The organism is Agrobacterium sp. 16-2014-1-2a (genome assembly GCF_053522705.1).
This window is the reverse complement of record NZ_JBNWBX010000002.1, coordinates 125,519-146,575: the sequence shown is the minus strand read 5'-3', so window position 1 is coordinate 146,575 and position 21,057 is coordinate 125,519. Positions and strand designations below refer to the sequence as shown.

Sequence of the window (21,057 nt, the reverse complement as noted above, 5' to 3'; positions counted from 1 at the left end):
GGGCTAAAGTTCCCGTCATATGGTCTTGAGTTTGTATAGAGTGTCCAATGACCGAAATGATACGCCCACGAGTTAAATATGTCATCGGCCCCGATGGCAGCCCTCTGACGATTGCGGATCTTCCGCCGTCAAATACCCGTCGATGGGTTATTCGCAGAAAGGCAGAGGTCGTCGCCGCCGTGCGCGGAGGACTTCTGAGCCTTGAGGAAGCCTGCGAGCGTTATACGCTCACCGTCGAAGAATTCCTGTCCTGGCAGTCGTCGATTGCCGATCATGGCCTTGCCGGCCTGCGCACCACGCGCATTCAGCAATATCGCCACTAAACCAGTGCGCCGGCGCGGCAACGCGCCCAAACCGAACTTCCAAAACGCCCCGTCGTATCGACGGGGCTTTCGGTTTGATTTTGGATTTCCCCTGAAAATTGCCAGACACAGCCGGTGACTGTCACCGGTTTGTGTCCACTGCGTTCGCTATCCCGCTGTTTCAATTCAGGCGCAGGCCGTTACAGTGGAAAAAACGAAAAGCAATGCGAAGGCAGAGATCATGGATATCAAGACAACCGAAACCGGATCGCGCGGCGAATATTCGGCAACCATCGACGGCCACAAGGCCGAGATGACCTATTCGCGCACCTCCCCTTCCCTCATCATCATCGACCATACCGGCGTGCCCGATGCACTACGGGGCAAGGGTGTCGGCCAGGCGCTCGCCGCCCATGCCATCGATGAAGCGCGCAAGGGCGGCTGGAAAATCATTCCGCTCTGCCCTTTCTTCAAGGCTCAGACGCTACGCCACCCTGACTGGGCAGATGTTATCAAGGGGTAACTAGCCAGACGGGCTGAGACTCGGGACAAAACCTCAAGTTTGTTTTTTAGCGAAAGCGGAGCCCACACGCTCCGTCACCCCGGCCAAGAGCCGGGGTCCAGCCAGCTCAAATCCTTGAGCTTAAGGGAATCTTCCGCCGCGCAGACGCGCGTCGGTTGGATGCCGGATCAGGCCCGGCATGTCGACGGATAGATTTCAGGCTGCCAGCAATCACGCCACCTTCAGCGGCGGTGTTCCTGCATGTATGCTCCTTCGAACTTCGGCCCGAAATTCCGGCGTATCCTCGGCGCCATGCACTGCCACGGCATGTTGAACCGCCGCTTCCATGAGCTCCTCCGGCGTATCGGCTGAGATAGCGATCGAGCATTTGCTGTCGCTCGGGAATTCGCGGCAATCGATATATTGGCGGGCCATTTGTTTCCTCCCCGCTTCTGGCCCACCCGCGTCCGCGCAGGGCGCGCGTGGGACAAGCCTCCGGCTCTTGGTCGGAACTTCACCAAATTACGCCTTTCCCCGGCCCCGGACAATCGAAAACGCAGGGATTCCCTGCGTCCCTGCCCCGCAAGAAACCAGCAGGGCAAGGCGCTGCGGTGCGCCAAAGCAAAAGGCCGCCAACAAGAGGCGGCCTTCCAGAAAAAAGCATGGGCATCCGGTCATTGAAAGCCGCCTCCTGATCCACCGGCAGCCGTCAATGAGGGCGATCCTTATATGATCTTGCGCCAATACCTAGGCGCGGGCGCGGATCGCTCCGTCGCGGTTTTCCAGTGCCGCCGCCTTTTCATATTCGGCCTGCACCTCTTCCAGAGAAGCCTCTGCGGCTTCCTGCTGGGTCTTCAGCTCCCGGATCGAGACCTGAAGATTGTCCGCACGCTGACGCGCGGCCTTGGCGAAGGTCGGATATGCGAAGTGGGTCGGATCGGTAATGCCGGACTTGCTCTCTTCCAGCGATATCTGATGCACCAGTTCCTTTGCCATCCGCTCAAACTCGGACATCATCTGCTGCAACTGGCTAAGTTGCCGGCGTTTTTCATTAACCTGAAATTCTTTCAGGCGAACCAGGCTGTCACGCGACTTCATACGCAATACTCCATGGATAGCGAGACCCGGATCAAAAAGGCACTATGCCCCCTCGATCGGCCCGTTTAACCCGCCCGCTCAACCGGCCCGGTTAACCCGTTGTGCCGGAATGATTCCCAAAAGTTACCCGGCGTTAATAAAAAAACGCCGCCGTTAACCTTTCGTTTACGGGCATCGTTAATGATAAACACGATCATTTAAGGGTCGGTAAATGCCAGGTCCAAAAAAACGGGCCCGACGATGTAAGAGTCGATTGAATCACTTAGCGAGATATCCTCACGTTAAGCTTCAATTTTGGCGATGGTGGATTCACGTGCAAAAACAGCGAAATGCCAACTTTGCTTAATAAATTCGATACACCTTGCCAAAGGCAATTAGAATTTGTTAACCATTTGGTGGCAGCCTGCAAATCAGGCAACGTCTGGATCCGCATCGCGCGAGGCAATGATTTACCAATCTGCGGGCGGCAAAGGGGATAATTATGCGGGTTCTACTTATTGAAGACGACAGCGCAACAGCGCAGAGCATCGAACTGATGCTCAAGTCGGAAAGTTTTAACGTCTACACGACCGACCTCGGCGAGGAAGGCGTGGACCTCGGTAAACTCTACGATTACGACATTATTCTTCTCGATCTCAACCTGCCCGATATGTCGGGTTACGAGGTCTTGAGAACCTTGCGCCTTTCCAAGGTCAAGACACCCATCCTCATCCTCTCCGGCATGGCCGGCATCGAAGATAAGGTTCGTGGTCTCGGCTTCGGCGCAGACGACTACATGACGAAGCCGTTCCACAAGGACGAGCTTGTTGCCCGTATTCACGCAATCGTCCGCCGTTCCAAGGGCCATGCGCAATCGGTCATCTCCACCGGCGAGCTGATCGTCAATCTCGATGCCAAGACGGTTGAAGTGGGCGGCCAGCGCGTTCACCTGACCGGCAAGGAATATCAGATGCTTGAGCTGCTTTCGCTGCGCAAGGGCACGACGCTGACCAAGGAAATGTTCCTGAACCACCTTTATGGCGGCATGGACGAACCGGAACTGAAGATCATCGACGTCTTCATCTGCAAGCTGCGCAAGAAGCTCGCAAATGCCGCAGGCGGCGCAAACTACATCGAAACCGTCTGGGGCCGCGGTTATGTCCTGCGCGAGCCTGATGGAGCCACGGAATTTCTCGAAACCGCCTGATCCCCTTCAGGATATGGCAGTTTTTAAAAGACCCGCTGGCGACAGCGGGTTTTTTGTTGCGATTTCATGATTGGATAGTGCCATGGACCATTCTATCCCCACCCTCAGAACGGAACGCCTGATTTTGCGCCCGCAGATCATGGCGGATTTCCCCGCCTATCGCGACTTTATGGCGTCAACCCGCTCCATCGGCGTCGGCGGACCATATGACCTGCCGTCAACCTGGGGCGTTTTTTGTCACGATCTCGCCAACTGGCATTTTTTCGGCCACGGGGCGCTGATGATCGAACTTGGCGAAACCGGGCAATGTATCGGCCAGGTCGGCATCAATCACGGCCCGCTATTTCCCGAAAGGGAACTGGGCTGGCTGCTTTATGGCGGCCAGGAAGGCCACGGTTATGCTGCGGAAGCGGCCTCTGCACTGCGCGACTGGGCATTCGAGACCCTGAAATTGCAGACGCTGGTCAGCTATGTCTCGCCGCGCAACAGCAAATCAGCAGCAGTTGCACAGCGCCTCGGCGGTGTTATCGACCCATTGGCACCACGGTCTGATCCCGAAGACCTTGCCTATCGGTATCATCCGCAAAAAGTGACCTGACGGATCGGGACGTCGCGCAACGGTTCACCGAGACGTCCCGAACACCTGTCTTAATGCATTTCCACGTTCAGGAAGCCGACAATCGCCTCCGCGATCTGCCGGTGGATTGCCAGGCGGTCCCTGCCACCGCCGTCACGGCAGACGAAACCTTCCCCCGGTGAAAGCTCCTCGACGATTTTTTCGCCGTTTGGCTTGCATATCTGCATGAAACTGAAATGGCTGGCATCCGGTATTTCGCGATAAACCGTGGTCGCCTTTGGCAGATTGCGGGCGATATATTCCGAATCAGCTGCGCAGCGGTGGAGAGGATGGCGATGGCAACCACAAAAAAATTGCGCATGTTAAGCTCCAAAAATTGATCTTGGATCAACCCTTGGTTCAAACCGCCACCGCCCGAGACCTCGAACAGGTTTCAGGTCGCCCTGAAACGCGATTGAGACGGCACGGCGGGAATGCGCAGCACTAATAAACCCCCACCACCCGCTCGAAAAGCCGGATGGGATTGCCCCGGAATGTCGAATCGCGAAACAGGCGGAAGCCGAAACGGGCGGCGATGACGAGCGAGGGGGTGTTGAGCGGGTCGATCATGCAGACGGTCCGCTGCGAAATTCCGCTGCGATCGAACCACCCGGTTGCCGCCGCCACCGCCTCGGTCGCGACGCCCTTGCCGTTCAGATCAGCATCGATTTTCCACATCGCTTCTGGCACGCCATCGAAATCGGTGCCGTTTCCACGGCGCATATGGGCAAAGCCCACCTCGCCGACGATACGCCCGGAGCTTGCCTCCTCCACGACAAAGGGACCGAAGCCGAAGACCGACCAATGGCCGATGAAGCGCAAAAGACGGGCAAAGGCGATTTCGGGGTCCAGCGGCGTAATCGATGTGACCCCTTCGATGGGCCGGACATCCGCGCTCCAGAACGCACAATAAAGCGCTTCATCCGTGATGGCGTGCGGCCGCAGGACGAGGCGCGCGGTTGTCAGACGTGTCATGAACCTCTTCCCCAAAAGCAAAAAAGGCCGGCGCGTCGGAAAACGCTACCCGGCCCTTTCACAAAACTACCTCTGCAACTGAACGGTCACGCGGCAACCGTCTTTGCGGTAAACACGATGCGATCCTCATGCACCTTGTATTCCACGGCCATATCGGCCTCCTCCGCCAGAAGCAGCGTGTAATAGGGCTGCACGGAATGGGCGTCGACCGCCTCTTCCAGCCTGCCTTCGTAGATCTCGGCGAATTTGGCCGGAATGCGCATCATCTTGCCCTTGACGGTGATTTCGAATTTGGCGTCACCCTCCGGATCTTCCAGCACCACATCCACATTACCCCCGCGCGGGATCGCGCTGTACGACACGAGAAAGAGGTTGAGCAAAAGTTTGACACGATTTTTCGCGACGATGGCGCGTGGGCCGTTCCAGGTCACTTCGGCCTTCTTTTCGGCGGCAGCGAAATCCTTGGCGGCTTTTTCAGCCTCGCCGGTATCGATCGAAGCGCCAGCGGAGCCGGACGCGCCGAAAGCGAGGCGGGCGAACTTCAGCCGCACGGATGCGTTAAGAGCGGATGTGCGGATGAGATCCAGCGCATCGTCATCGGTGCCGCCCTCGTCCAGCAATTCGAGGCCGTTATTGATGGCGCCGACAGGAGAGATCACGTCATGGCACACACGACTGCACAGAAGAGCTGCCAGATCGGGACCGGACAGCGTGATATTGAGTTTGCTCGTCATAAAATTCTCTCCTGCGCAAGGGAGGCGCGGACGGTGTGGAAATTGTTAAGCCATAATGACACCATATTTGGTAAACCGATTGTTAATAGGATGGTTTCAAAATGCCAAATGCCTTAACAGGCCACCCTGGAGCGCCCTGCGTCCGTTCGGACGTATAAAGGATGCTCTGGAACTTTGAATCTTCGCATGGGCCCTGCCGAAAATCGATTCGGATTTTCGGGCTGATGCACCAACGAACAGACGGACGGACATGACGATGCGCCTTACGAAAACCCGCACCATTGCACGCCTCGGACTGGGAAAGATTTTTGCGCTCCTTGCCAGCCTTTTGATGTGGGCCGCACCGGCCTCGGCCCAGAACAGCGATCAATATTCTTTTCAGGAAGTCGTGGATGCAGGCCACGGATTCTTCGGTGAAACCACCGGCGGGCTCGCCAAGGTGGTGGAACGCGCCTTCCAGCAATACGGTCTTCCGAACGGCTATATTCTGGGGCAGGAAGGCTCCGGCGCTTTCGTCGCGGGCCTCACCTATGGCGAAGGCACGCTTTATACCAAGAATGCCGGCCAGCATCCCGTCTTCTGGCAAGGCCCCTCGCTCGGCCTCGATTACGGCGGCCAGGGCACCCGCGCCATGATGCTGGTCTACAACCTGCCGTCGGTCGATTCGCTTTATCGCCGTTACGGCGGCGTCAGCGGCTCGGCCTTCATCGTCGCCGGCGTCGGCATGACCTATCTGAAAAGCAGCGATGTCACGCTGGCACCCATTCGCACCGGCATCGGCGCGCGCCTCGGCATCAATGTCGGCTACCTGAAGCTTACCCAGGAACCGACCTGGAACCCCTTCTGACGCTGAGATGGGGAGGCACTCTTGCGGCTCCCCGCGCAATTGCCTTGGCGATACCCCTCCCAACAGTTGCAATAATAGCGTAACGTGCTCTCGCGCTCCTCTTTCCGAATGCGCGCGTATCTGAGTTTCGGAGACTGTCTCGCGTGATTGAATATGCCATTCTTTTCGGATTGGGTTTTCTCACCGCAACCCTGCTGGCCTTGCTGATCGCGCCCGCGATCCATCGCCGCATCGTTGCCTATACGGAAAACCGGCTGCGCGCGACAATGCCCATCAGCCCCCAGGAAGTTCGTGCCCAGAAGGACATGGCACGCGCGCTCTATGCCGCCGAAAACGCCAAGGTTCGTCAGGAACTGGACACCGAACGGGAAAAGAACACCTCGCTCCGCCTCGCCAACGAGGCAGCATCCAGCGATGCCTATCGCCTCGGCGAGCAGAACCGCGGCCTTTTGCTGAAAATCGAGGAATTGACGCTGGAAATCGGCGAATTGCGAGGCGCACTCGACGCCAGCGAGGAACGCGCGAGCGCAATACAGGCAAACCTTCTGGAGCAGGAACAGGCCGCAAATGCGCGTGCCGGCCAGATGTCTGAGATCACCGCTCGCCTCACCAATCTGACCCGCGAGCTGGATGATTCGAAAATCCTCGCCGCCACCCGCGATCTGGAGGCCGAGCAGGCAAAACAGACCGCCTCGCGTTTCCGCAAGGAGGGCGAAACGGCGACCCGCGAATTGCAGGATGTCGCTGCCCGCAACAAGGAGGCCATGACGGCGGTTGCGCGCGAAAGCCGCAAGGTTACCCGGCTGGAGGAACAGATCGCCAGTGTCATGGCAAAAAATGCCGATCTCGACACAATGCTCACCCTGCGCAATCAGGAGGTTGCCCGCCTGAAGGAACAGCTTGCCGCAACCGGCGGCCGCGCCGACGACATGATCATCCGTCTGCCCAACCCCGCCGTACTGAACGGGGAAACCGCAAGCCAGCCGCAGAAGGCGCCCGTCCTGCCCGAAATCGCGCCCGTGGTCGCGGCAGACATTCCACCGGTCCCAACCGCCATGGAACCGGCAGCGACGCCGCCGGAAGGTCTGGAGCAGGAGATCGAGGATATCCGCAATCAGGGAACGGCACTCACCGAACGCCTTCTGAATGTGCGCGGCACCGGCAACGACGAACCGATCCGTCGCGAAATCGCCCGCATCGCCGCCCAGATGATCGCGCTCACCGCAGCGCAGGAGGGCGAGAAATCGCCGATCCCGGGGCTGCTTGCGAAGGCCAGCGCCTCGACCGGCCGTGAGAGCCTTGCGAAGCGGGCGAGTGTGTTGATGGAGAAGCGGAAGGGTTGATATTCCCTTCGGTGGGTGTGGTTTACCCCCCTCTGTCCTGCTGGGCATCTCCCCCCCAAGGAGGGAGATCGGCAAGAAGCTTTACGTCACTTCATTCGCAAACATCGAGATGGCCGAGACCTAGCCTCAGGTCGATCTCCCCCTTGTGGGGGAGATGTCCGGCAGGACAGAGGGGGGTGAGCGGCATTCGTCACGAGTAACATCGCGAAGACCTAAACCCGCCCTATCGCCCCCGCCATCTGATAAAGCGCCAGCCCCGAAGCCGTCCCCGCATTCAAACTGTCCAATTGCGGCGACTGCGCAATCCGGGCGGTATGGAACCGAGACAGTACCGATTGCGGCAACCCCTCGCCTTCCGTGCCGATGACCAGCGCCATGCGATCCGAACGCGGAATATCGCGAATCTCGGTCTCGCCATTCGGCGAAAGGCTCCAGATCGCAAAACCGGCCTGCGAAAGCCGCTCCAGCATCTGCACCGCACCACCGCCGCGATGATAGGGAACCGAGAGAACGGAACCGACGGACACCCGGAGCGCCTTGCGATAGAGCGGATCGCATGAAGTCTCGTCCAGAAAAACCGCATCGGCATAAAAGGCCGCGGCGTTGCGGAACATCGCACCCAGATTGTCGTGGTTGGAAATGCCGCAGCCCACCAGCACCAGCGACGAGGCGGGAAGCGCGTCCGTCAACCCGTCCAGCGTAATGTCACGCACCCGGCGGCCGAGCGCCAGAATGCCGCGATGCAGGTGAAAACCGACAATGCTATCCAGCACCGGCGCTTCCGCCACATAGACCGGCACATCGGGCGGAAAATCGGCTAGGATATCCGCGACGCCGGAAAGCCTGTTCTTGAGGATGAGAATGCTCTCCGCCGCAAAGGCACCACCCGCCTTGTGGGCGGCGGCCAGCATGCGCAACACAACCGTGCCTTCCGCGATGAAACGGCCCTGGCGACCGGTGAGATCACGCTCGCGAATATCGCGAAAGGCGGCAATGCGCGGATCGGCCGGGTCTTCGACCGGGATCAGAGCCCGACCGCCCAGGAGCGCATGCGCGCCCGCCGGATCAATATCCTCACTGGGCATCGACCGTCACATCGGCGAGAAACCGGCCGGCCGCGACGTTGAAGACCAGCGCCTTGCGGGTGCCGTTGGCAAGCTTGCCGTAAAACAGCATGTCACCGCCGGAATAGCTGACATTGTCGATTGTAAAGCCCTGCGGCAGGCTGGCGGTCACGGCAAGCGGTCCGTTGCCGGTGGGAACCGCCAGATTTTGCGGTACGCTCTGCGTTACAACGGTTTTCGATGGTCCTACCGCCTTGTAGACAACCGCGCCGAACACAGCCATAAGGCTGATGAACATCACGGAGCCCGACACGATCTGCAAACGGATCATCTTGCGGCGAACTTTATCCATGGCCGGATCAAGCGGCTTGTCTTCCTGTTCGTCTTGCTCGATGTGCGTCATCGGGTTCCCTAGAATGCTGATTGATCGGAAAAATAAGAATGAACGACCCCTTTAAACAAGGCGGAGACGCAAGGAAAGTCCTGATTGCCGGCGAAGACGCCGAAGGCCGCATCGATGTGTGGCTGGCGGGCGAAGTTGGCGGCGATCTGTCGCGCAGCCGCCTGAAAGCCCTGATCGAGCAGGGTGCCGTCTTATTGAACGGCACGCCGGTGACCGAGCCGAAAAAGAAGGTGCACCCGCACGACCGCGTCGAGATCGTCATGCCGGAGCCGGAAGACCCTGAACCCAAGGGCGAGGATATCCCGCTCGATGTGGAATATGAGGACGACGACCTGATCGTGCTCGTCAAACCCGCCGGTCTCGTCGTGCATCCCGGCGCCGGCAACTGGACCGGAACGCTGGTCAACGCCCTCATTTATCATTGCGGCGACAGCCTCTCCGGCATTGGCGGCGTGAAGCGCCCCGGCATCGTGCATCGGCTGGACAAGGAAACCTCCGGCGTCATGGTCGTGGCGAAAAACGACAATGCACACCGCCATCTCGCCGCGCAATTTGCCGATCACGGCCGCACCGGCCCGCTGGAACGCGCCTACAAGGCCGTCGTCTGGGGCCGACCGCGCACGCTGCGCGGCACCATTGACGCCGCACTCGGCCGCGGCGCCGACCGCACCAAACGCGCCGTCAAGCGCGAGGACACGGACGATGCCCGCGAGGCGATAACCCATTACGAGGTTATGGAACGTTTCCATGAAAAGGCGGATGCGTCCTGCCTCGCCTCGATGGTGGAGTGCCGCCTGGAAACCGGCCGCACCCATCAGATCCGCGTGCACATGGCCCATATCGGCCATCCGCTGATCGGCGACCCCGAATATGGCGCGGCCTTCCGCACCAAGGCGAACCTGCTTGAGGAACCGGCAAGAAGCACCGTCAACCGCTTTCCGCGACAGGCGCTGCATGCCTATCTCCTGGCCTTCGAACACCCCCGCACCGGCGAGGTGATGGAATTCGAAACAGACATGCCTGATGATATGGAAGAACTGCTCATCGCCCTGCGGAGCTGAAAATGCCGCACGGCGAGGTCAAAAAAACCACGCCGTGCATCTTGCCGGAAGCCACGGAAAATAAAAAGAGATTAGCGGATAGCGATATTCCCCACATGGTCTTTCTTGTAGACCGCCCCAATTCCGCTTCAATCGTCGCACCTCTTCGAACCCCGGAAAGCTTGAAATCGTCACCGCGAATGCCGTGGCCGGACCTCGGGCTTGCCGAAAGACAGACGTTGCAAGGAACGCCGTTTTATCCGCAGAGCTGAACGGAACCGGCATGACGACGGGATCTATCGCGCATGAACACCGATGAACGCCAGTTTATCTTTCAGGGATTACGAAGCGTCGAAGGCTATATCGACCCACCCGACGCGCTTGTCTTCAAGGCGCTGCTGCAGGCGCAGACAAGGGACGGCCTGAAGGGCGGCATGGCGGAGATCGGCGTCTATTATGGCCGCTCCTATTTTCTGCTGCGCAAATTCGCGCAGCCGCAGGAAAAGGTTCTGGGCGTCGACCTGTTCGAACTCGACCCACCCTCGGACGGAAGCCTCGACCAATATGACCGCCTGATGGAAAACGGCAGGCGGTTGGGTTTTGCGATGGATGAGGACTTGATCATCAAGGGCGACAGCACCCGGCTCGCACCCACCGATATTACGTCGCGGACCGGTCCCGTCAGGTTCTTCAGCATCGACGGCGGGCACCACCTGCACCATGTGCTGGCGGACGCGAAACTGGCGCTGGAGGTGATCGCCCCGCACGGCGTCATCGTCTTCGACGATACCTTCAACCCCGCATGGCCGGAAGTGACCGTTGGCGTCGCCGATTTTCTGCGCACCCACGGCCACAGCCTCGCCTGCTTCGCCATGACGAAATACAAGACCTATGTCTGCCGCCGGGAATTTCACGCTGTCTACGCGGACGCGATTGCCTCTGGCCCCGACTTGCAGACACTCGATCATGTCGAAACGGAGTTTCTCGGCTCCCGGGTCGTTCGCCTGCACAACCCCACCCGCCGGCGGGTCATGTATGAGTTGATGGTGCGCTCCGGTCTCGGTGGTTTTTCGGAACGAATTTACCGTTCGAAAGTTAAACAGGTCAAAGAAGGTGTCGCCGGGACATAACGCATGTGTGAACGCTGTGTTCGCTTGAAACGCGGCGGGTGCATACATATTTGTTACGTGGGTTCGTGCGGGGTCGGTAACGACCAGCCACTAGCGGTGTGCCTTGGGCGAGTAATCGCCAATCGATGAGGGTGCCGTTCCAGACCATAGATAAGGGGGTGCTTTATGGCCCGCAATAGTTTGCCTACAATTACGGCCGGCGAAGCCGGTCTCAATAGATATCTCGACGAAATCCGTAAATTCCCGATGCTGGAGCCGCAGGAAGAGTACATGCTTGGCAAGCGTTACGCCGAGCATGGCGACCGCGACGCCGCTCACAAGCTCGTCACCAGCCACCTGCGCCTTGTTGCCAAGATTGCCATGGGTTACCGCGGTTACGGCCTGCCGATTGGCGAAGTCGTGTCCGAAGGCAATGTCGGCCTGATGCAGGCGGTGAAGAAGTTTGATCCGGAACGCGGTTTCCGTCTGGCCACCTACGCCATGTGGTGGATCAAGGCTTCGATCCAGGAATATATCCTGCGTTCGTGGTCGCTGGTGAAGATGGGTACGACTGCCAACCAGAAACGCCTGTTCTTCAACCTGCGCCGGCTGAAAGGCCGTATCCAGGCGATCGACGATGGCGATCTGAAGCCGGAACACGTCAAGGAAATCGCCACCAAGCTGCAGGTTTCCGAGGAAGAAGTGATCTCGATGAACCGCCGCCTGCATGGCGACGCATCGCTGAATGCGCCCATCAAGGCATCCGAAGGCGAATCCGGCCAATGGCAGGACTGGCTGGTGGACGACCATGAAAGCCAGGAAGCCGTGCTGATCGAGCAGGACGAGCTGGAAACCCGCCGCCGCATGCTGGCCAAGGCCATGGGCGTGCTGAACGATCGTGAACGCCGCATCTTCGAGGCCCGCCGCCTTGCCGAAGACCCGGTGACGCTGGAAGAACTCTCATCCGAGTTCGATATCAGCCGCGAACGCGTGCGCCAGATCGAGGTTCGCGCCTTCGAGAAGGTTCAGGAAGCCGTCCAGAAGGAAGCCCTCGAAGCCGCCCGCGCGCTGCGCGTGGTGGATGCGTAAGGCTCGGTCTTTTTAAGAGAGTGGGGCTGAACTTATCGGCTACGTCATCTTCGGGCCTGTCCCGAGGATGACGTCGGAGTAGCTGGCTCGACTGCCATCCCCTCTCACTCCCCTTGATGTCCGGCGTGACGAAAGAGTGAGATTCTTTGCCAGGAAATTTCTCAGCCCGCAGATCGCGAGATCTGCGGGCTTTTTATTTGCAAGACATAAGGAAGAAATGAGGGGACCGGCTTTAGCCGATCCCCCACACCAATCACTGACCGGTCGCGGGCTTTGCAGCCGCCCATTCGCGTAGCGCCGTGTCGAAGGCGGCGATGCCGTCATTGCCCTTTTGCAAGGTCAGAAGCGCACGGCGGCCGTTGCGGTAGGAAACCGGGATGTCGATCCAGTTGCGGCTCTTCAACAGCTCCAGATTGGTCTTCATCGCATCCGGGAAGTCGTTGAGCGCGATCATGTGGAAATCGTCGGTGATTTTGGCCGGAACCGCGATCAGGGCATTACCACGATCCTGCTCCGTGCTCTTCATCGCGATACGCTGGACGCTGTCGATCGCGCCGCCTTCGAAACCGGGCGAAACCGAGAAGACGATTTCGATCAGATGGCTTGCCGGAAGCGAAGGATCGGTGTTGCGCTTGAAGGTGATGAGCGCGCTGAGGCCACGGCCGGGAACCGTGATCTGGCCCTGCACCGTTGCGGACGGACGACCCTCATTGTCGTTTTCCTGCTGCAAGGACCAGGAAACGCTGCCCTGAATGGCGGTCGGAACCGTCTGGCCGAGCACTTCCTCGTAGAGGAACATGCGGTCGCCCGTGGCGGCAGCGGCCGCAGCAGGCGGCTGTGCCGGCGGCGTACCAGCCGGAGTACCCGCAGCCGTATTGGCCGGAGCCTCGCCTGCAGGCGGCGGCGCAACATTCTGCTCATAGACCGACTGGCCTTCCGCCGTGACGGGCTGGCCATTGGCGCCCGGCGCCGGCCCCTCGTCGCGCTCGGTTCCGTCGGCCAGAAGCCGCTGGGTGAACTTCGTGCCGGTGACGGACCCGTCATCGGCATGCGGCTGCGCCTGATGATTGGTGGGGCTTGTCGTCGGCTGCTGCCCGCTGGCGGGCGGCTGCTGGGCAGCTGGCGGTGTGGATGTCGGCGTCTGCGCCGTATTGGCTGGAGGCGTCTGGGTGCCGCCATCCTTCTGTGCCGATTGCACCAGGCCACCGACCATGTCGTTCAGCGCATCACGGTTCAACCACAGCGCATAACCACCACCGGCAAGAAGCCCGGCGCCCACAAGCGCAAGTACCAGCGAGGCATAATTCCGGCGCGGCTTCTTCTTGACCATGTAAGCGGGCGTCGCGGCACCAGCACCGAGAGCGGGCATTTCGTTCGTCGTTGCCCGGCTGGAAGACGATGCGCCGTCATAACCGATCAGCTCGTCCAGATCGTCCCAGGGCGTGCGCTCCTTGTTGTCCTTGGAGGCACGGTCATCGAAGGGATCGTTATCGGCGCGCGGCAACGCAGGCGTGGCCTTCGGCGGGATCGCGAGATCCGTATCCTCGAAATAGGACGAGAAGTCCTCGACGACAGCAGCCTTCTTCGGAGCCGTGTCTTCGGTCTGCCGGGGTTCGGAAAAATCGTCGTGCCCGCCAAAAATCGGATCGTGATCGGCAGCAGCGCGGTAACCGGCATGCTCGTTCCCGTCGCGCCGCTCCGGCTCGAAGCTGACATCCGGGGCCTGATAGTGCTGCGCGGAATAACCGGCGACGACGGAATGGTCGTCCCTCTCGTGGCGCACTTCGGCCTCGGCAGCCGGGCGAACATCCTCGTCCTGCGCTTCTTCGAGCTTGCGCCAGTCATCCTCGTCAACCGGCTGCGCCCAATGGGGCGGCACGGAATCATCGGCATGGGGGGCCGCCGCTTCAGGCGCGATATCGTCAACGCGCTCGTCCTCCGGCTGATAGGCCGGCTCTTCATGCGCGCGGGTGAAATAGGTACCGACTTCCTCGTGAGGACCGGCTTCATGAACCGGCGCGACACGGGCCGGTTCGGGTGCGTCGTAAAGCTCCTCCGGCTCACGCGCGCCGTAATGCTGCTCCTCATGCGGGATTAAAGCGGCGACGGGTTCCTCGGGGCGAGGCTCCTCTTCGCGGGCCGGTTCTTCATAAACCGGCTCCGAATGTGCGGGCACAACCGGAGCAGGCTCTTCCTCCACCGGCTCGTACCGCTCGGCGGCATGAACGGCAGGCTCTTCGGCAACGTCCTGCGGATGATAGACAGCATCCGCCTCTTCCGCCACGGGGGAGAAAGCATCATCCTCCTCCAGTGCCGGCAAGGCCTCGGCATATTCACTGTCCACCTCGGCTATGGCGGCGTCCAGCTTGGCGATCTGCCGGCGCAACAATTCTTCCGGCGGACGTGGCTTCATATTCTCGAGCTGGCGCACAACCGCACTGCGCGCCTTGTCGTAAACCTTCGCCCGGTTTTCGGGAGTATTGTTCGCCAAGCCATCCACGGCCTTGCGAATGACTGCTACAAAATCCGCCATAAGCACTTTCTCGTCGTGACCGGCGACGTACCGGCCCGATATGGTTTATGAATCTAGATCGCCGAGGACATTAGTCCTCAAACGGATCAGTCACAAGTATGGTGTCGTCACGCTCCGGACTTGTCGACAGAAGCGCGACAGGCGCCCCGATCAGTTCTTCCACCTGACGGACATATTTAATTGCCTGAGCAGGCAAATCCGCCCATTTTCGGGCGCCGACGGTAGATTCTTTCCAGCCTTCCAGCGTGACATAGATCGGCTCGACACGAGCCTGCGCACCCTGGCTTGCGGGAAGATGATCGATTTCCTGCCCGTCGAGCTTGTAGCCGACGCAGATTTTCAGCTCGTCCAGACCGTCGAGAACGTCAAGCTTGGTAAGCGCGATGCCGGTGATGCCGTTGGTGGCGACCGACTGGCGCACCAGCGCTGCGTCAAACCAGCCACAACGGCGCTTGCGGCCGGTGACGGTGCCGAACTCATGGCCCTTTTCGCCCAGGAACTGGCCGATTTCGTCATGCAGCTCGGTCGGGAAAGGACCTTCGCCAACGCGGGTCGTATAGGCCTTGGTGATGCCGAGAATATAACCCAGCGAACCCGGACCCATGCCCGAACCGGCAGCGGCCTGACCGGCAACCGTGTTGGAAGAGGTGACATAGGGGTATGTGCCGTGGTCGATATCGAGCAGCGAGCCCTGCGCGCCTTCGAACAGGATGCGCGCACCGGCGCGGCGCTTCTTGTCGAGCAGCAGCCATACGGTTTCGCTGAACGGCAGGATGCGTTCTGCAACCGAGCTCAACTCTTCCATGATGGTTTCATGCGAAACTTCAGCAGCGCCGAAGCCGCGACGCAGCGCATTGTGATGCGTCAGGATGCGATCGACCTTGGCGGACAGCGCCTCCATGTCGGCCAGATCCATGACGCGGATGGCGCGGCGGCCGACCTTGTCTTCGTAGGCCGGGCCGATACCGCGGCGCGTGGTGCCGATCTTGGTGCCGCTGTTGGAGGCGGCGTCTTCGCGCATGCCATCAAGTTCGCGGTGCAGGGAAAGAATGAGCGTGGCATTGTCTGCAATGCGCAGGTTTTCCGGCGTAACCTTTACGCCCTGCACTTCCAGACGGCCGATTTCAGCGATCAGCGCATGCGGATCGACCACGACGCCGTTGCCGATGACGGCGAGCTTGCCCGGACGCACGACGCCGGAAGGAAGAAGCGAAAGCTTGTAGCTGATGCCATCGATGACAAGAGTATGGCCGGCATTGTGGCCGCCCTGATACCGCACGACGACATCTGCCCGCTCGGACAGCCAGTCGACAATCTTGCCTTTGCCTTCGTCGCCCCACTGCGAGCCGACCACCACAACATTCGTCATTTCTTGCTTTCCTGCTCATGGCGCTTGCGCGCCCGATAACCCGATGGGAAACCCAAACCCGCGAATGTATACTGCGTTGTTTTACGGAAAGCGACCCTGTTTCTTATGGTGAATTTTGCTTTTTCCGTGACAAAACGTCGAATTCCGCATTATCTCGCCCCGTGGGGGGACAAGCGCGGACGCAAGGCCGCTATTCACCCCTTAGCCTTTTCCCGCCCCTTGAAGAAGCGAAACATCAGCGTGCCTTCGAAAGCCTATCTCGCCCTCATCATCGCCACGCTCTGCTGGGGTGGCAATACCGTTGCCGGAAAGCTCGCCGTCGGCCACATCAGCCCCATGGCGTTTACCTTCCTGCGCTGGGTTTTGGCCGTCGCCATCATCTTCGCCATTTCCGTGCCGCAGCTCATCAAGGACTGGCCGGTGGTGAAAAAACGCCTGCCTTACTTCTTCGCGCTCGGCAGTGTCGGTTACACCGCTTTCAACGTCTTTCTTTATACCGCGCTTCAGCACACCTCCGCCATCAATGCCGCCGTCATCCAGGCGGGCATTCCCATGGTCATATTCGTGTTGAACTTCATCCTGTTCCGCACTCGCGTGCTGTTCGGCCAGATCGCCGGTTTCTGTCTCACCATTGCCGGCGTGGCGCTTCTCGCCTCGCATGGTGATCCGGTCTCGCTGCTGCAACTGGAGATGAATGCCGGCGACGCCATCATGCTGCTGGCGGTGCTGGTCTATGCCATCTACACCGTCATCCTGCGCTGGAAACCAATCGTGGACTGGCGCACGCTGATGGCGATCCCAGCCTTTTTCGCCCTCCTAACCTCAGTCCCGCTGGTCTTTTGGGAAATCTCACGCGACAACGTCGTCTGGCCCGATCAGAAGGGTTGGGTGCTGGTGGTCTATGCCGCCATCTTCGCGTCGCTCATCGCCCAGATCCTGTACATCAAGGGCGTGGAGCAGATCGGCGCCAACCGCGCCGGTCTTTTCATCAACCTCGTCCCCGTCTTCGGCACGCTTCTCTCTGTCATCGTCCTCAGCGAAACCCTGCATCCCTACCAGATCGCGGCGCTGGTGATGGCGCTGGCCGGCATTGCCGTGGCGGAACGAAAAAAATCGCCGGCTTCCTGATCCCGTAAGGGTCTGGAAAACCGGCGCAGTCTGGCAGGCATGAAAAGTTCGGGTTAGAGCGCGGTTTCGCGCTCAACCGGAGAGAAAGCGGCGTTGCCGAGCACGATATCGCCCTTGTCTGTGGTGACAACAAGCACCTTTTCGAGCGATCCGTCATCATCAAGCAAAAAGGCAAGGCGCAGTGCTGCGGAAGACCAGCCGGCACCGGCCAGTGCCGTGCGCTTGATCGCAGCACAATCGCCACAATCATTGGCGCTTACCGAAGGCGTTGCCGGAACATCGGCTGAAAAGCCGGAGAAATAATCATCGAGTGCGCCCATGGTGGCGTTCACATCGCGGTTGACGCGCAGCAGTTCATCGCGGCGTTCGCCGGTCAGCGGCGCGCCAATCGTCGAAACGCATTGGCCGGCGGACAGAACGCAGCCATCGAAACCGCCGGGCGCCGAAATACCGATCTGTGTTACGGCGCTCTTTTCGGCTGCGGCAAAGCTGCGGGCAAAACCGGCGGCACCAGCCGCATCGGCATGAGTGGACATGGAAGCAATGGCAATTCCGCAGATGGCGGCAGCAATAATCTTCTTCAGCATTTTCATACCCCGTTTGACGATCCGCCGGCTTGTGCCGGTCTCGATTTCTGTTTTCCGCAGCGGCCCCGTCCTTGCAGGTTGTCCGCTCCTTGTCTGTGATCCCACAATGGCACAGCACTGTTTTCAGCCGCTTTAAGCCGATTGCTACAATTTTATCGGTTTTCATTTTTGTACAGCGGGCAGGCTCTCCGGAAACATAGCCCGCGCCCGTCGCCCCGAAACCGAGGCAACGCTTAGAAGCGATAAAGGGGCCGCATCGCTGCGGGAGTATCAAATGGTGTAGTAGGGTTTTGCAGACGATGCGGCCCCGGCTTCAACATGTGACCCGCCCGCCAAACCGGTTCCTGTTTGGAGGATGAGCACATGCCGGCCGCCTCAACCGTGACATCGGGAAACTCCCCGGTTTTGGCCGCCTGCCCCGCCCACCTTGCGCCGCGCGCACGCTGGATGACCGGGATGGGATAAGCATAAGCGGCTTTGTGAGACCGGGGATGTGCGGGGATGCCGGCAATGCCATGCCCGGAAAAAAACGCCACTCACCCCATGGTTTTGCCGCATCCCGGACACAGGAATTTTCAGCGGGTTAACAAGCGCTTGATCGGCGGCATTTGAATTAACCTTGTCTTAAAACCCGACGTTAATGGTTAGCAATTTAAGAATAGCGGAACGAAAGGGTTCCGCGATGCGTGGCGTATTTGCCGTTGTTTTACTGATGACTGTTCTGGCCGGTTGCGCAACCGCACCGTCGCAGGTCACCAATGCCTGTGCGATTTTCGAGCAGCGGAACGGCCTCTTCAACAATTGGCGACGTGACGCAAGGGCAGCCGAACGGGAGTTCGGCGTGCCGGTGCCGGTGATGATGGCAACGATCTACACCGAATCTGCCTTCCGCCCCTATGCCCGCCCGCCGCGCACCAAACTCTTCGGCTTCATTCCCTGGACGCGCCAGTCCACCGCTTACGGTTATGCCCAGGCGCTGGACGGTACATGGGAAGTCTACAAGCGCGAAACCGGCCGCTGGTCGGCAAGCCGCACGGATTTCACCGACGCGATCCATTTCGTCGGCTGGTATCACGCCAAGAGCCGCCGCGAAAACGGCATTGCGCTGAACGATCCCTATAACCTCTACCTCGCTTATTATTCCGGCCATGCCGGTTACGCCAAGGGAAGCTGGCGCAACAATTCCGCCGTCCAGAAAGCCGCCCGCCGCTCCGCCAACATGGCGCTGCGTTACGAGGCGCAGTTGCAGCAATGCGGATATCGCTAAGGCGGGGGTAGCAGGATCGTTCTGCCTGGCTGCGATGCGGAAAGGCGGATCACCTACCCTCACCGTCACCCCGGACTAGATCCGGCATGCCGGTGAGGAAGGAGGCCGGGCAGAAAGCTACCCTCCATAAGGCGCTAGAAACTCCCGCACCGCCTCGATCTCGTTCGAACGGATTTCATGCCCGCCCGGATGCCAAACCGTTTCCACCGTGCCGCCCTGCGCTTCAAGGCTCTTTTCCAGCGCCTTCGTCAGCGGCACCGGGCAGATGGGATCGCGTTCTCCGGCCGTGATCAGCACCCGGCGCGAGGATTTGGCCGCAGCCGCCTGCGGCTCGAACGGGATGAGCGGATGCATCAGCACGGCGGCATCAAAAAGCTCCGGCTGTTCGATCAGCACATTTGCGAGGATATTCGCGCCGTTGGAGAAACCGAGACCGATTACCGGACCAGCCTGATAGTGCTCCCGGTTGGCTTTGACGAAATCCGCCAGCTTGGCTGTTGCCCGCTCTAGATCGGCCATGTCGTAAACGCCCTCACCCGTGCGCCGGAAAAACCGCGCAGCGCCATGTTCGGCGACATCGCCGAGCGGCGAGACAATCGTGGCATTCGGCAACAGGCCCGAGCCGAAGTCGAAGAACTGATTTTCATCACCGCCGGTGCCGTGCAGCACGACGAAAAGCGGTGCACCCGCAACGCCGGCACGGGATTTGTGGAAATATGTGTCTTTGGTCATTGGATAATCCTTTCTGAAAGGAGAAATGCAGCGATACCGAACTCACTCTGCCGCAAGGCATTAGGCATCACATGTCGAGCGAGAGGTTTCAGCGTGTCGTCTTCTCCCCGGACGGGGAGAAGAAAAGAGTGGCTAACGTTTCGCCAAAGGATGGCCAGGTCCGATAGGGTTAAACCGCCTTCTCGTCACCCAGCGGCTCCAGCTGCTTTTCCAGCTGGGCGCGCAGATGCGCGTGCTGGGTCGGCAGCTTCAGCGCCTCGCCGAGATGCGCCGTATCCTCGTCGCGGTCGAAACCTGGCTCGTTTGTGGCCACTTCGAACAACACGCCGCCGGGCGTGCGGAAATAGATCGCCCAGAAATAATCGCGGTCGATCACCGGGGTCACCTGATAGCCCGTATCCATCAGCGCCTTGCGGACTTCGAGCTGCTTTTCGCGGTTTTCGACCGCAAAGGCGATGTGGTGCACCGAACCCGCGCCAAGGCGCGCGCCGGAGATGTTCGGCATGGTTTCGATGTCGATGACATCAGCACCGTTGCCGCCGGGCATGCCGAGACGCAGCACGCCATCCTGGCGGTCCACTTCCTCATACCCCATGAACTTCAAAAGCTCGGCGGTTGCCCCTTCGTCATGAAGGCGCAAGGACGCGCCCTGAAAACCGTGGATCGCCTGATCCGCACTGACCCCATTGCCGGTCCACTGCGCACGGGCATCATCCTTGACCTCGACCAGCGCAAAACCATCACCATCGGGACCTGCAAAATGCAGGCGCTTATTGCCGAATGCCTCGTCAGCCTTCAGACCGTCCACGCCCGCCTTGGAAAGACGATCCTGCCAGTAGCCGAGCGAGCCTTCCGGGACGGAAAACAGCGTTGTGCCCACTTCGCCGGTGCCGGGACGACCACGGGCAATATGCGGGAACGGGAAGTAAGTCATGACGGAGCCGGGCGTGCCGAGCTCATCGCCATAATAGAGATGGTAGACATCCGGCGCATCGAAATTGACCGTCTTCTTCACCCGGCGCAGGCCGAGCGTATCGGTGAAAAAGCCGTTGTTCTGGCGCGCACTACCGGCCATGGAGGTGACGTGGTGCAGGCCCTTGATCTGGTTCAACATGAAAAACCCCTTTTCGCCC

Annotated in this window: 23 protein-coding genes and 1 pseudogene; 12 read left to right on the top strand and 12 right to left on the bottom strand. The window is 59.9% G+C overall.

Annotation, left to right across the window (positions count from 1 at the left end):
- The first annotated feature begins 47 nt into the window (after nt 1-47).
- Together sciP and ACQZ45_RS09550 are read left to right on the top strand one after the other, a co-directional pair.
- A complete protein-coding gene (gene sciP / locus ACQZ45_RS09555; RefSeq protein WP_003513963.1) occupies nt 48-323 on the top strand; it encodes a CtrA inhibitor SciP in 276 nt (91 codons plus the stop codon).
- 220 nt (nt 324-543) lie between these two features.
- Nucleotides 544-825, top strand: a complete 282-nt coding sequence (locus tag ACQZ45_RS09550; protein WP_003513965.1) for a GNAT family N-acetyltransferase — start codon at nt 544-546, stop codon at nt 823-825.
- A gap of 210 nt (nt 826-1,035) precedes the next feature.
- Here ACQZ45_RS09550 and ACQZ45_RS09545 read toward each other — a convergent pair whose 3' ends face one another.
- Both ACQZ45_RS09545 and ACQZ45_RS09540 read right to left on the bottom strand, forming a co-directional pair.
- A complete protein-coding gene (locus ACQZ45_RS09545; protein WP_003513967.1) occupies nt 1,036-1,239 on the bottom strand; it encodes a DUF1059 domain-containing protein in 204 nt (67 codons plus the stop codon).
- A 312-nt stretch (nt 1,240-1,551) separates the two neighbouring features.
- Entirely contained in the window at nt 1,552-1,902 is a 351-nt protein-coding gene (locus tag ACQZ45_RS09540; protein WP_013636730.1) for a flagellar export protein FliJ, read from the bottom strand.
- Nucleotides 1,903-2,383: 481 nt separating this feature from the next.
- Here ACQZ45_RS09540 and ctrA point away from each other — a divergent pair, with 481 nt between their 5' ends.
- Complete coding sequence (gene ctrA, locus ACQZ45_RS09535) at nt 2,384-3,088, top strand: response regulator transcription factor CtrA (RefSeq protein WP_003491823.1); 705 nt, start codon at nt 2,384-2,386, stop codon at nt 3,086-3,088.
- A gap of 82 nt (nt 3,089-3,170) precedes the next feature.
- Nucleotides 3,171-3,686, top strand: a complete 516-nt coding sequence (locus ACQZ45_RS09530) for a GNAT family N-acetyltransferase (protein WP_113292370.1) — start codon at nt 3,171-3,173, stop codon at nt 3,684-3,686.
- A 50-nt stretch (nt 3,687-3,736) separates the two neighbouring features.
- Here ACQZ45_RS09530 and ACQZ45_RS09525 read toward each other — a convergent pair.
- The 3 genes and pseudogenes from ACQZ45_RS09525 to chpT all read right to left on the bottom strand — a co-directional run.
- Nucleotides 3,737-3,976, bottom strand: a pseudogene (locus ACQZ45_RS09525) (alpha/beta hydrolase family protein); the annotation flags it as partial.
- 172 nt (nt 3,977-4,148) lie between these two features.
- Nucleotides 4,149-4,679 (bottom strand): GNAT family N-acetyltransferase, encoded by a 531-nt coding sequence (locus ACQZ45_RS09520; protein ID WP_113292369.1) that lies wholly within the window; start codon nt 4,677-4,679, stop codon nt 4,149-4,151.
- Nucleotides 4,680-4,765: 86 nt separating this feature from the next.
- Nucleotides 4,766-5,413 (bottom strand): histidine phosphotransferase ChpT, encoded by a 648-nt coding sequence (gene chpT, locus ACQZ45_RS09515; protein ID WP_003513974.1) that lies wholly within the window; start codon nt 5,411-5,413, stop codon nt 4,766-4,768.
- 250 nt (nt 5,414-5,663) lie between these two features.
- Here chpT and ACQZ45_RS09510 point away from each other — a divergent pair, with 250 nt between their 5' ends.
- Nucleotides 5,664-6,260 carry a DUF1134 domain-containing protein gene (locus tag ACQZ45_RS09510; RefSeq protein WP_003513975.1) on the top strand — a complete coding sequence of 199 codons (597 nt, stop codon included), beginning with the start codon at nt 5,664-5,666 and terminating at the stop codon, nt 6,258-6,260.
- A 143-nt stretch (nt 6,261-6,403) separates the two neighbouring features.
- On the top strand, nt 6,404-7,603 hold the full coding sequence (locus tag ACQZ45_RS09505; RefSeq protein ID WP_113292368.1) for a coiled-coil domain-containing protein: 1,200 nt from the start codon (nt 6,404-6,406) through the stop codon (nt 7,601-7,603).
- 212 nt (nt 7,604-7,815) lie between these two features.
- Here ACQZ45_RS09505 and ACQZ45_RS09500 read toward each other — a convergent pair whose 3' ends face one another.
- Together ACQZ45_RS09500 and ACQZ45_RS09495 are read right to left on the bottom strand one after the other, a co-directional pair.
- Nucleotides 7,816-8,688: a TrmH family RNA methyltransferase gene (locus ACQZ45_RS09500; RefSeq protein WP_003513977.1), complete on the bottom strand. Its 873-nt coding sequence runs from the start codon at nt 8,686-8,688 to the stop codon at nt 7,816-7,818.
- Nucleotides 8,678-9,070, bottom strand: coding sequence for a hypothetical protein (locus ACQZ45_RS09495; RefSeq protein WP_003513978.1), 393 nt, complete (start codon nt 9,068-9,070; stop codon nt 8,678-8,680). Before ACQZ45_RS09495 ends, ACQZ45_RS09500 begins: the two co-directional genes overlap by 11 nt.
- 38 nt (nt 9,071-9,108) lie before the next feature.
- Between ACQZ45_RS09495 and ACQZ45_RS09490 the strand changes: the two genes are divergently transcribed.
- From ACQZ45_RS09490 to rpoH, 4 genes are all read left to right on the top strand, one after another.
- On the top strand, nt 9,109-10,131 hold the full coding sequence (locus tag ACQZ45_RS09490; RefSeq protein WP_003513979.1) for an RluA family pseudouridine synthase: 1,023 nt from the start codon (nt 9,109-9,111) through the stop codon (nt 10,129-10,131).
- Between the two features lie 2 nt (nt 10,132-10,133).
- Nucleotides 10,134-10,382: a hypothetical protein gene (locus tag ACQZ45_RS09485; RefSeq protein ID WP_019565095.1), complete on the top strand. Its 249-nt coding sequence runs from the start codon at nt 10,134-10,136 to the stop codon at nt 10,380-10,382.
- A 33-nt stretch (nt 10,383-10,415) separates the two neighbouring features.
- Nucleotides 10,416-11,240 (top strand): class I SAM-dependent methyltransferase, encoded by an 825-nt coding sequence (locus ACQZ45_RS09480; RefSeq protein WP_025594353.1) that lies wholly within the window; start codon nt 10,416-10,418, stop codon nt 11,238-11,240.
- Between the two features lie 165 nt (nt 11,241-11,405).
- Nucleotides 11,406-12,308, top strand: coding sequence for an RNA polymerase sigma factor RpoH (rpoH, locus tag ACQZ45_RS09475; RefSeq protein WP_003491840.1), 903 nt, complete (start codon nt 11,406-11,408; stop codon nt 12,306-12,308).
- Between the two features lie 253 nt (nt 12,309-12,561).
- On the opposite strand, the gene ACQZ45_RS09470 is transcribed toward rpoH, so the two are convergent.
- Nucleotides 12,562-14,841, bottom strand: coding sequence for a ribonuclease E domain-containing protein (locus ACQZ45_RS09470; RefSeq protein WP_162736268.1), 2,280 nt, complete (start codon nt 14,839-14,841; stop codon nt 12,562-12,564).
- A 70-nt stretch (nt 14,842-14,911) separates the two neighbouring features.
- Nucleotides 14,912-16,210 carry an adenylosuccinate synthase gene (locus tag ACQZ45_RS09465; RefSeq protein WP_003513983.1) on the bottom strand — a complete coding sequence of 433 codons (1,299 nt, stop codon included), beginning with the start codon at nt 16,208-16,210 and terminating at the stop codon, nt 14,912-14,914.
- 240 nt (nt 16,211-16,450) lie between these two features.
- Here ACQZ45_RS09465 and ACQZ45_RS09460 point away from each other — a divergent pair, with 240 nt between their 5' ends.
- A complete protein-coding gene (locus ACQZ45_RS09460) occupies nt 16,451-17,338 on the top strand; it encodes a DMT family transporter (RefSeq protein WP_035251928.1) in 888 nt (295 codons plus the stop codon).
- A gap of 53 nt (nt 17,339-17,391) precedes the next feature.
- Here the strand turns inward: ACQZ45_RS09460 and ACQZ45_RS09455 are convergent, their stop codons facing one another.
- Nucleotides 17,392-17,925 (bottom strand): transglutaminase-like cysteine peptidase, encoded by a 534-nt coding sequence (locus ACQZ45_RS09455; protein ID WP_113292375.1) that lies wholly within the window; start codon nt 17,923-17,925, stop codon nt 17,392-17,394.
- Nucleotides 17,926-18,607: 682 nt separating this feature from the next.
- Between ACQZ45_RS09455 and ACQZ45_RS09450 the strand changes: the two genes are divergently transcribed.
- The gene (locus ACQZ45_RS09450; RefSeq protein WP_013636743.1) at nt 18,608-19,192 is read left to right on the top strand and encodes a transglycosylase SLT domain-containing protein; all 585 of its coding nucleotides are present in this window, start codon (nt 18,608-18,610) and stop codon (nt 19,190-19,192) included.
- 117 nt (nt 19,193-19,309) lie between these two features.
- Here ACQZ45_RS09450 and ACQZ45_RS09445 read toward each other — a convergent pair whose 3' ends face one another.
- Both ACQZ45_RS09445 and ACQZ45_RS09440 read right to left on the bottom strand, forming a co-directional pair.
- The gene (locus ACQZ45_RS09445) at nt 19,310-19,924 is read right to left on the bottom strand and encodes an alpha/beta hydrolase (protein WP_065687509.1); all 615 of its coding nucleotides are present in this window, start codon (nt 19,922-19,924) and stop codon (nt 19,310-19,312) included.
- A 169-nt stretch (nt 19,925-20,093) separates the two neighbouring features.
- Nucleotides 20,094-21,038, bottom strand: a complete 945-nt coding sequence (locus tag ACQZ45_RS09440; RefSeq protein ID WP_065687539.1) for a VOC family protein — start codon at nt 21,036-21,038, stop codon at nt 20,094-20,096.
- Between the last annotated feature and the right edge of the window lie 19 nt (nt 21,039-21,057).

Coding starts and splice junctions, on each gene's coding strand:
- sciP (WP_003513963.1), top strand. CDS start 48: ATGACCGAAATGATACGCCCACGAGTTAAATATGTCATCGGCCCCGAT.
- ACQZ45_RS09550 (WP_003513965.1), top strand. CDS start 544: ATGGATATCAAGACAACCGAAACCGGATCGCGCGGCGAATATTCGGCA.
- ACQZ45_RS09545 (WP_003513967.1), bottom strand. CDS start 1,239: ATGGCCCGCCAATATATCGATTGCCGCGAATTCCCGAGCGACAGCAAA.
- ACQZ45_RS09540 (WP_013636730.1), bottom strand. CDS start 1,902: ATGAAGTCGCGTGACAGCCTGGTTCGCCTGAAAGAATTTCAGGTTAAT.
- ctrA (WP_003491823.1), top strand. CDS start 2,384: ATGCGGGTTCTACTTATTGAAGACGACAGCGCAACAGCGCAGAGCATC.
- ACQZ45_RS09530 (WP_113292370.1), top strand. CDS start 3,171: ATGGACCATTCTATCCCCACCCTCAGAACGGAACGCCTGATTTTGCGC.
- ACQZ45_RS09520 (WP_113292369.1), bottom strand. CDS start 4,679: ATGACACGTCTGACAACCGCGCGCCTCGTCCTGCGGCCGCACGCCATC.
- chpT (WP_003513974.1), bottom strand. CDS start 5,413: ATGACGAGCAAACTCAATATCACGCTGTCCGGTCCCGATCTGGCAGCT.
- ACQZ45_RS09510 (WP_003513975.1), top strand. CDS start 5,664: ATGACGATGCGCCTTACGAAAACCCGCACCATTGCACGCCTCGGACTG.
- ACQZ45_RS09500 (WP_003513977.1), bottom strand. CDS start 8,688: ATGCCCAGTGAGGATATTGATCCGGCGGGCGCGCATGCGCTCCTGGGC.
- ACQZ45_RS09495 (WP_003513978.1), bottom strand. CDS start 9,070: ATGACGCACATCGAGCAAGACGAACAGGAAGACAAGCCGCTTGATCCG.
- ACQZ45_RS09490 (WP_003513979.1), top strand. CDS start 9,109: ATGAACGACCCCTTTAAACAAGGCGGAGACGCAAGGAAAGTCCTGATT.
- ACQZ45_RS09485 (WP_019565095.1), top strand. CDS start 10,134: ATGCCGCACGGCGAGGTCAAAAAAACCACGCCGTGCATCTTGCCGGAA.
- ACQZ45_RS09480 (WP_025594353.1), top strand. CDS start 10,416: ATGAACACCGATGAACGCCAGTTTATCTTTCAGGGATTACGAAGCGTC.
- rpoH (WP_003491840.1), top strand. CDS start 11,406: ATGGCCCGCAATAGTTTGCCTACAATTACGGCCGGCGAAGCCGGTCTC.
- ACQZ45_RS09470 (WP_162736268.1), bottom strand. CDS start 14,841: ATGGCGGATTTTGTAGCAGTCATTCGCAAGGCCGTGGATGGCTTGGCG.
- ACQZ45_RS09465 (WP_003513983.1), bottom strand. CDS start 16,210: ATGACGAATGTTGTGGTGGTCGGCTCGCAGTGGGGCGACGAAGGCAAA.
- ACQZ45_RS09455 (WP_113292375.1), bottom strand. CDS start 17,925: ATGCTGAAGAAGATTATTGCTGCCGCCATCTGCGGAATTGCCATTGCT.
- ACQZ45_RS09450 (WP_013636743.1), top strand. CDS start 18,608: ATGCGTGGCGTATTTGCCGTTGTTTTACTGATGACTGTTCTGGCCGGT.
- ACQZ45_RS09445 (WP_065687509.1), bottom strand. CDS start 19,924: ATGACCAAAGACACATATTTCCACAAATCCCGTGCCGGCGTTGCGGGT.
- ACQZ45_RS09440 (WP_065687539.1), bottom strand. CDS start 21,038: ATGTTGAACCAGATCAAGGGCCTGCACCACGTCACCTCCATGGCCGGT.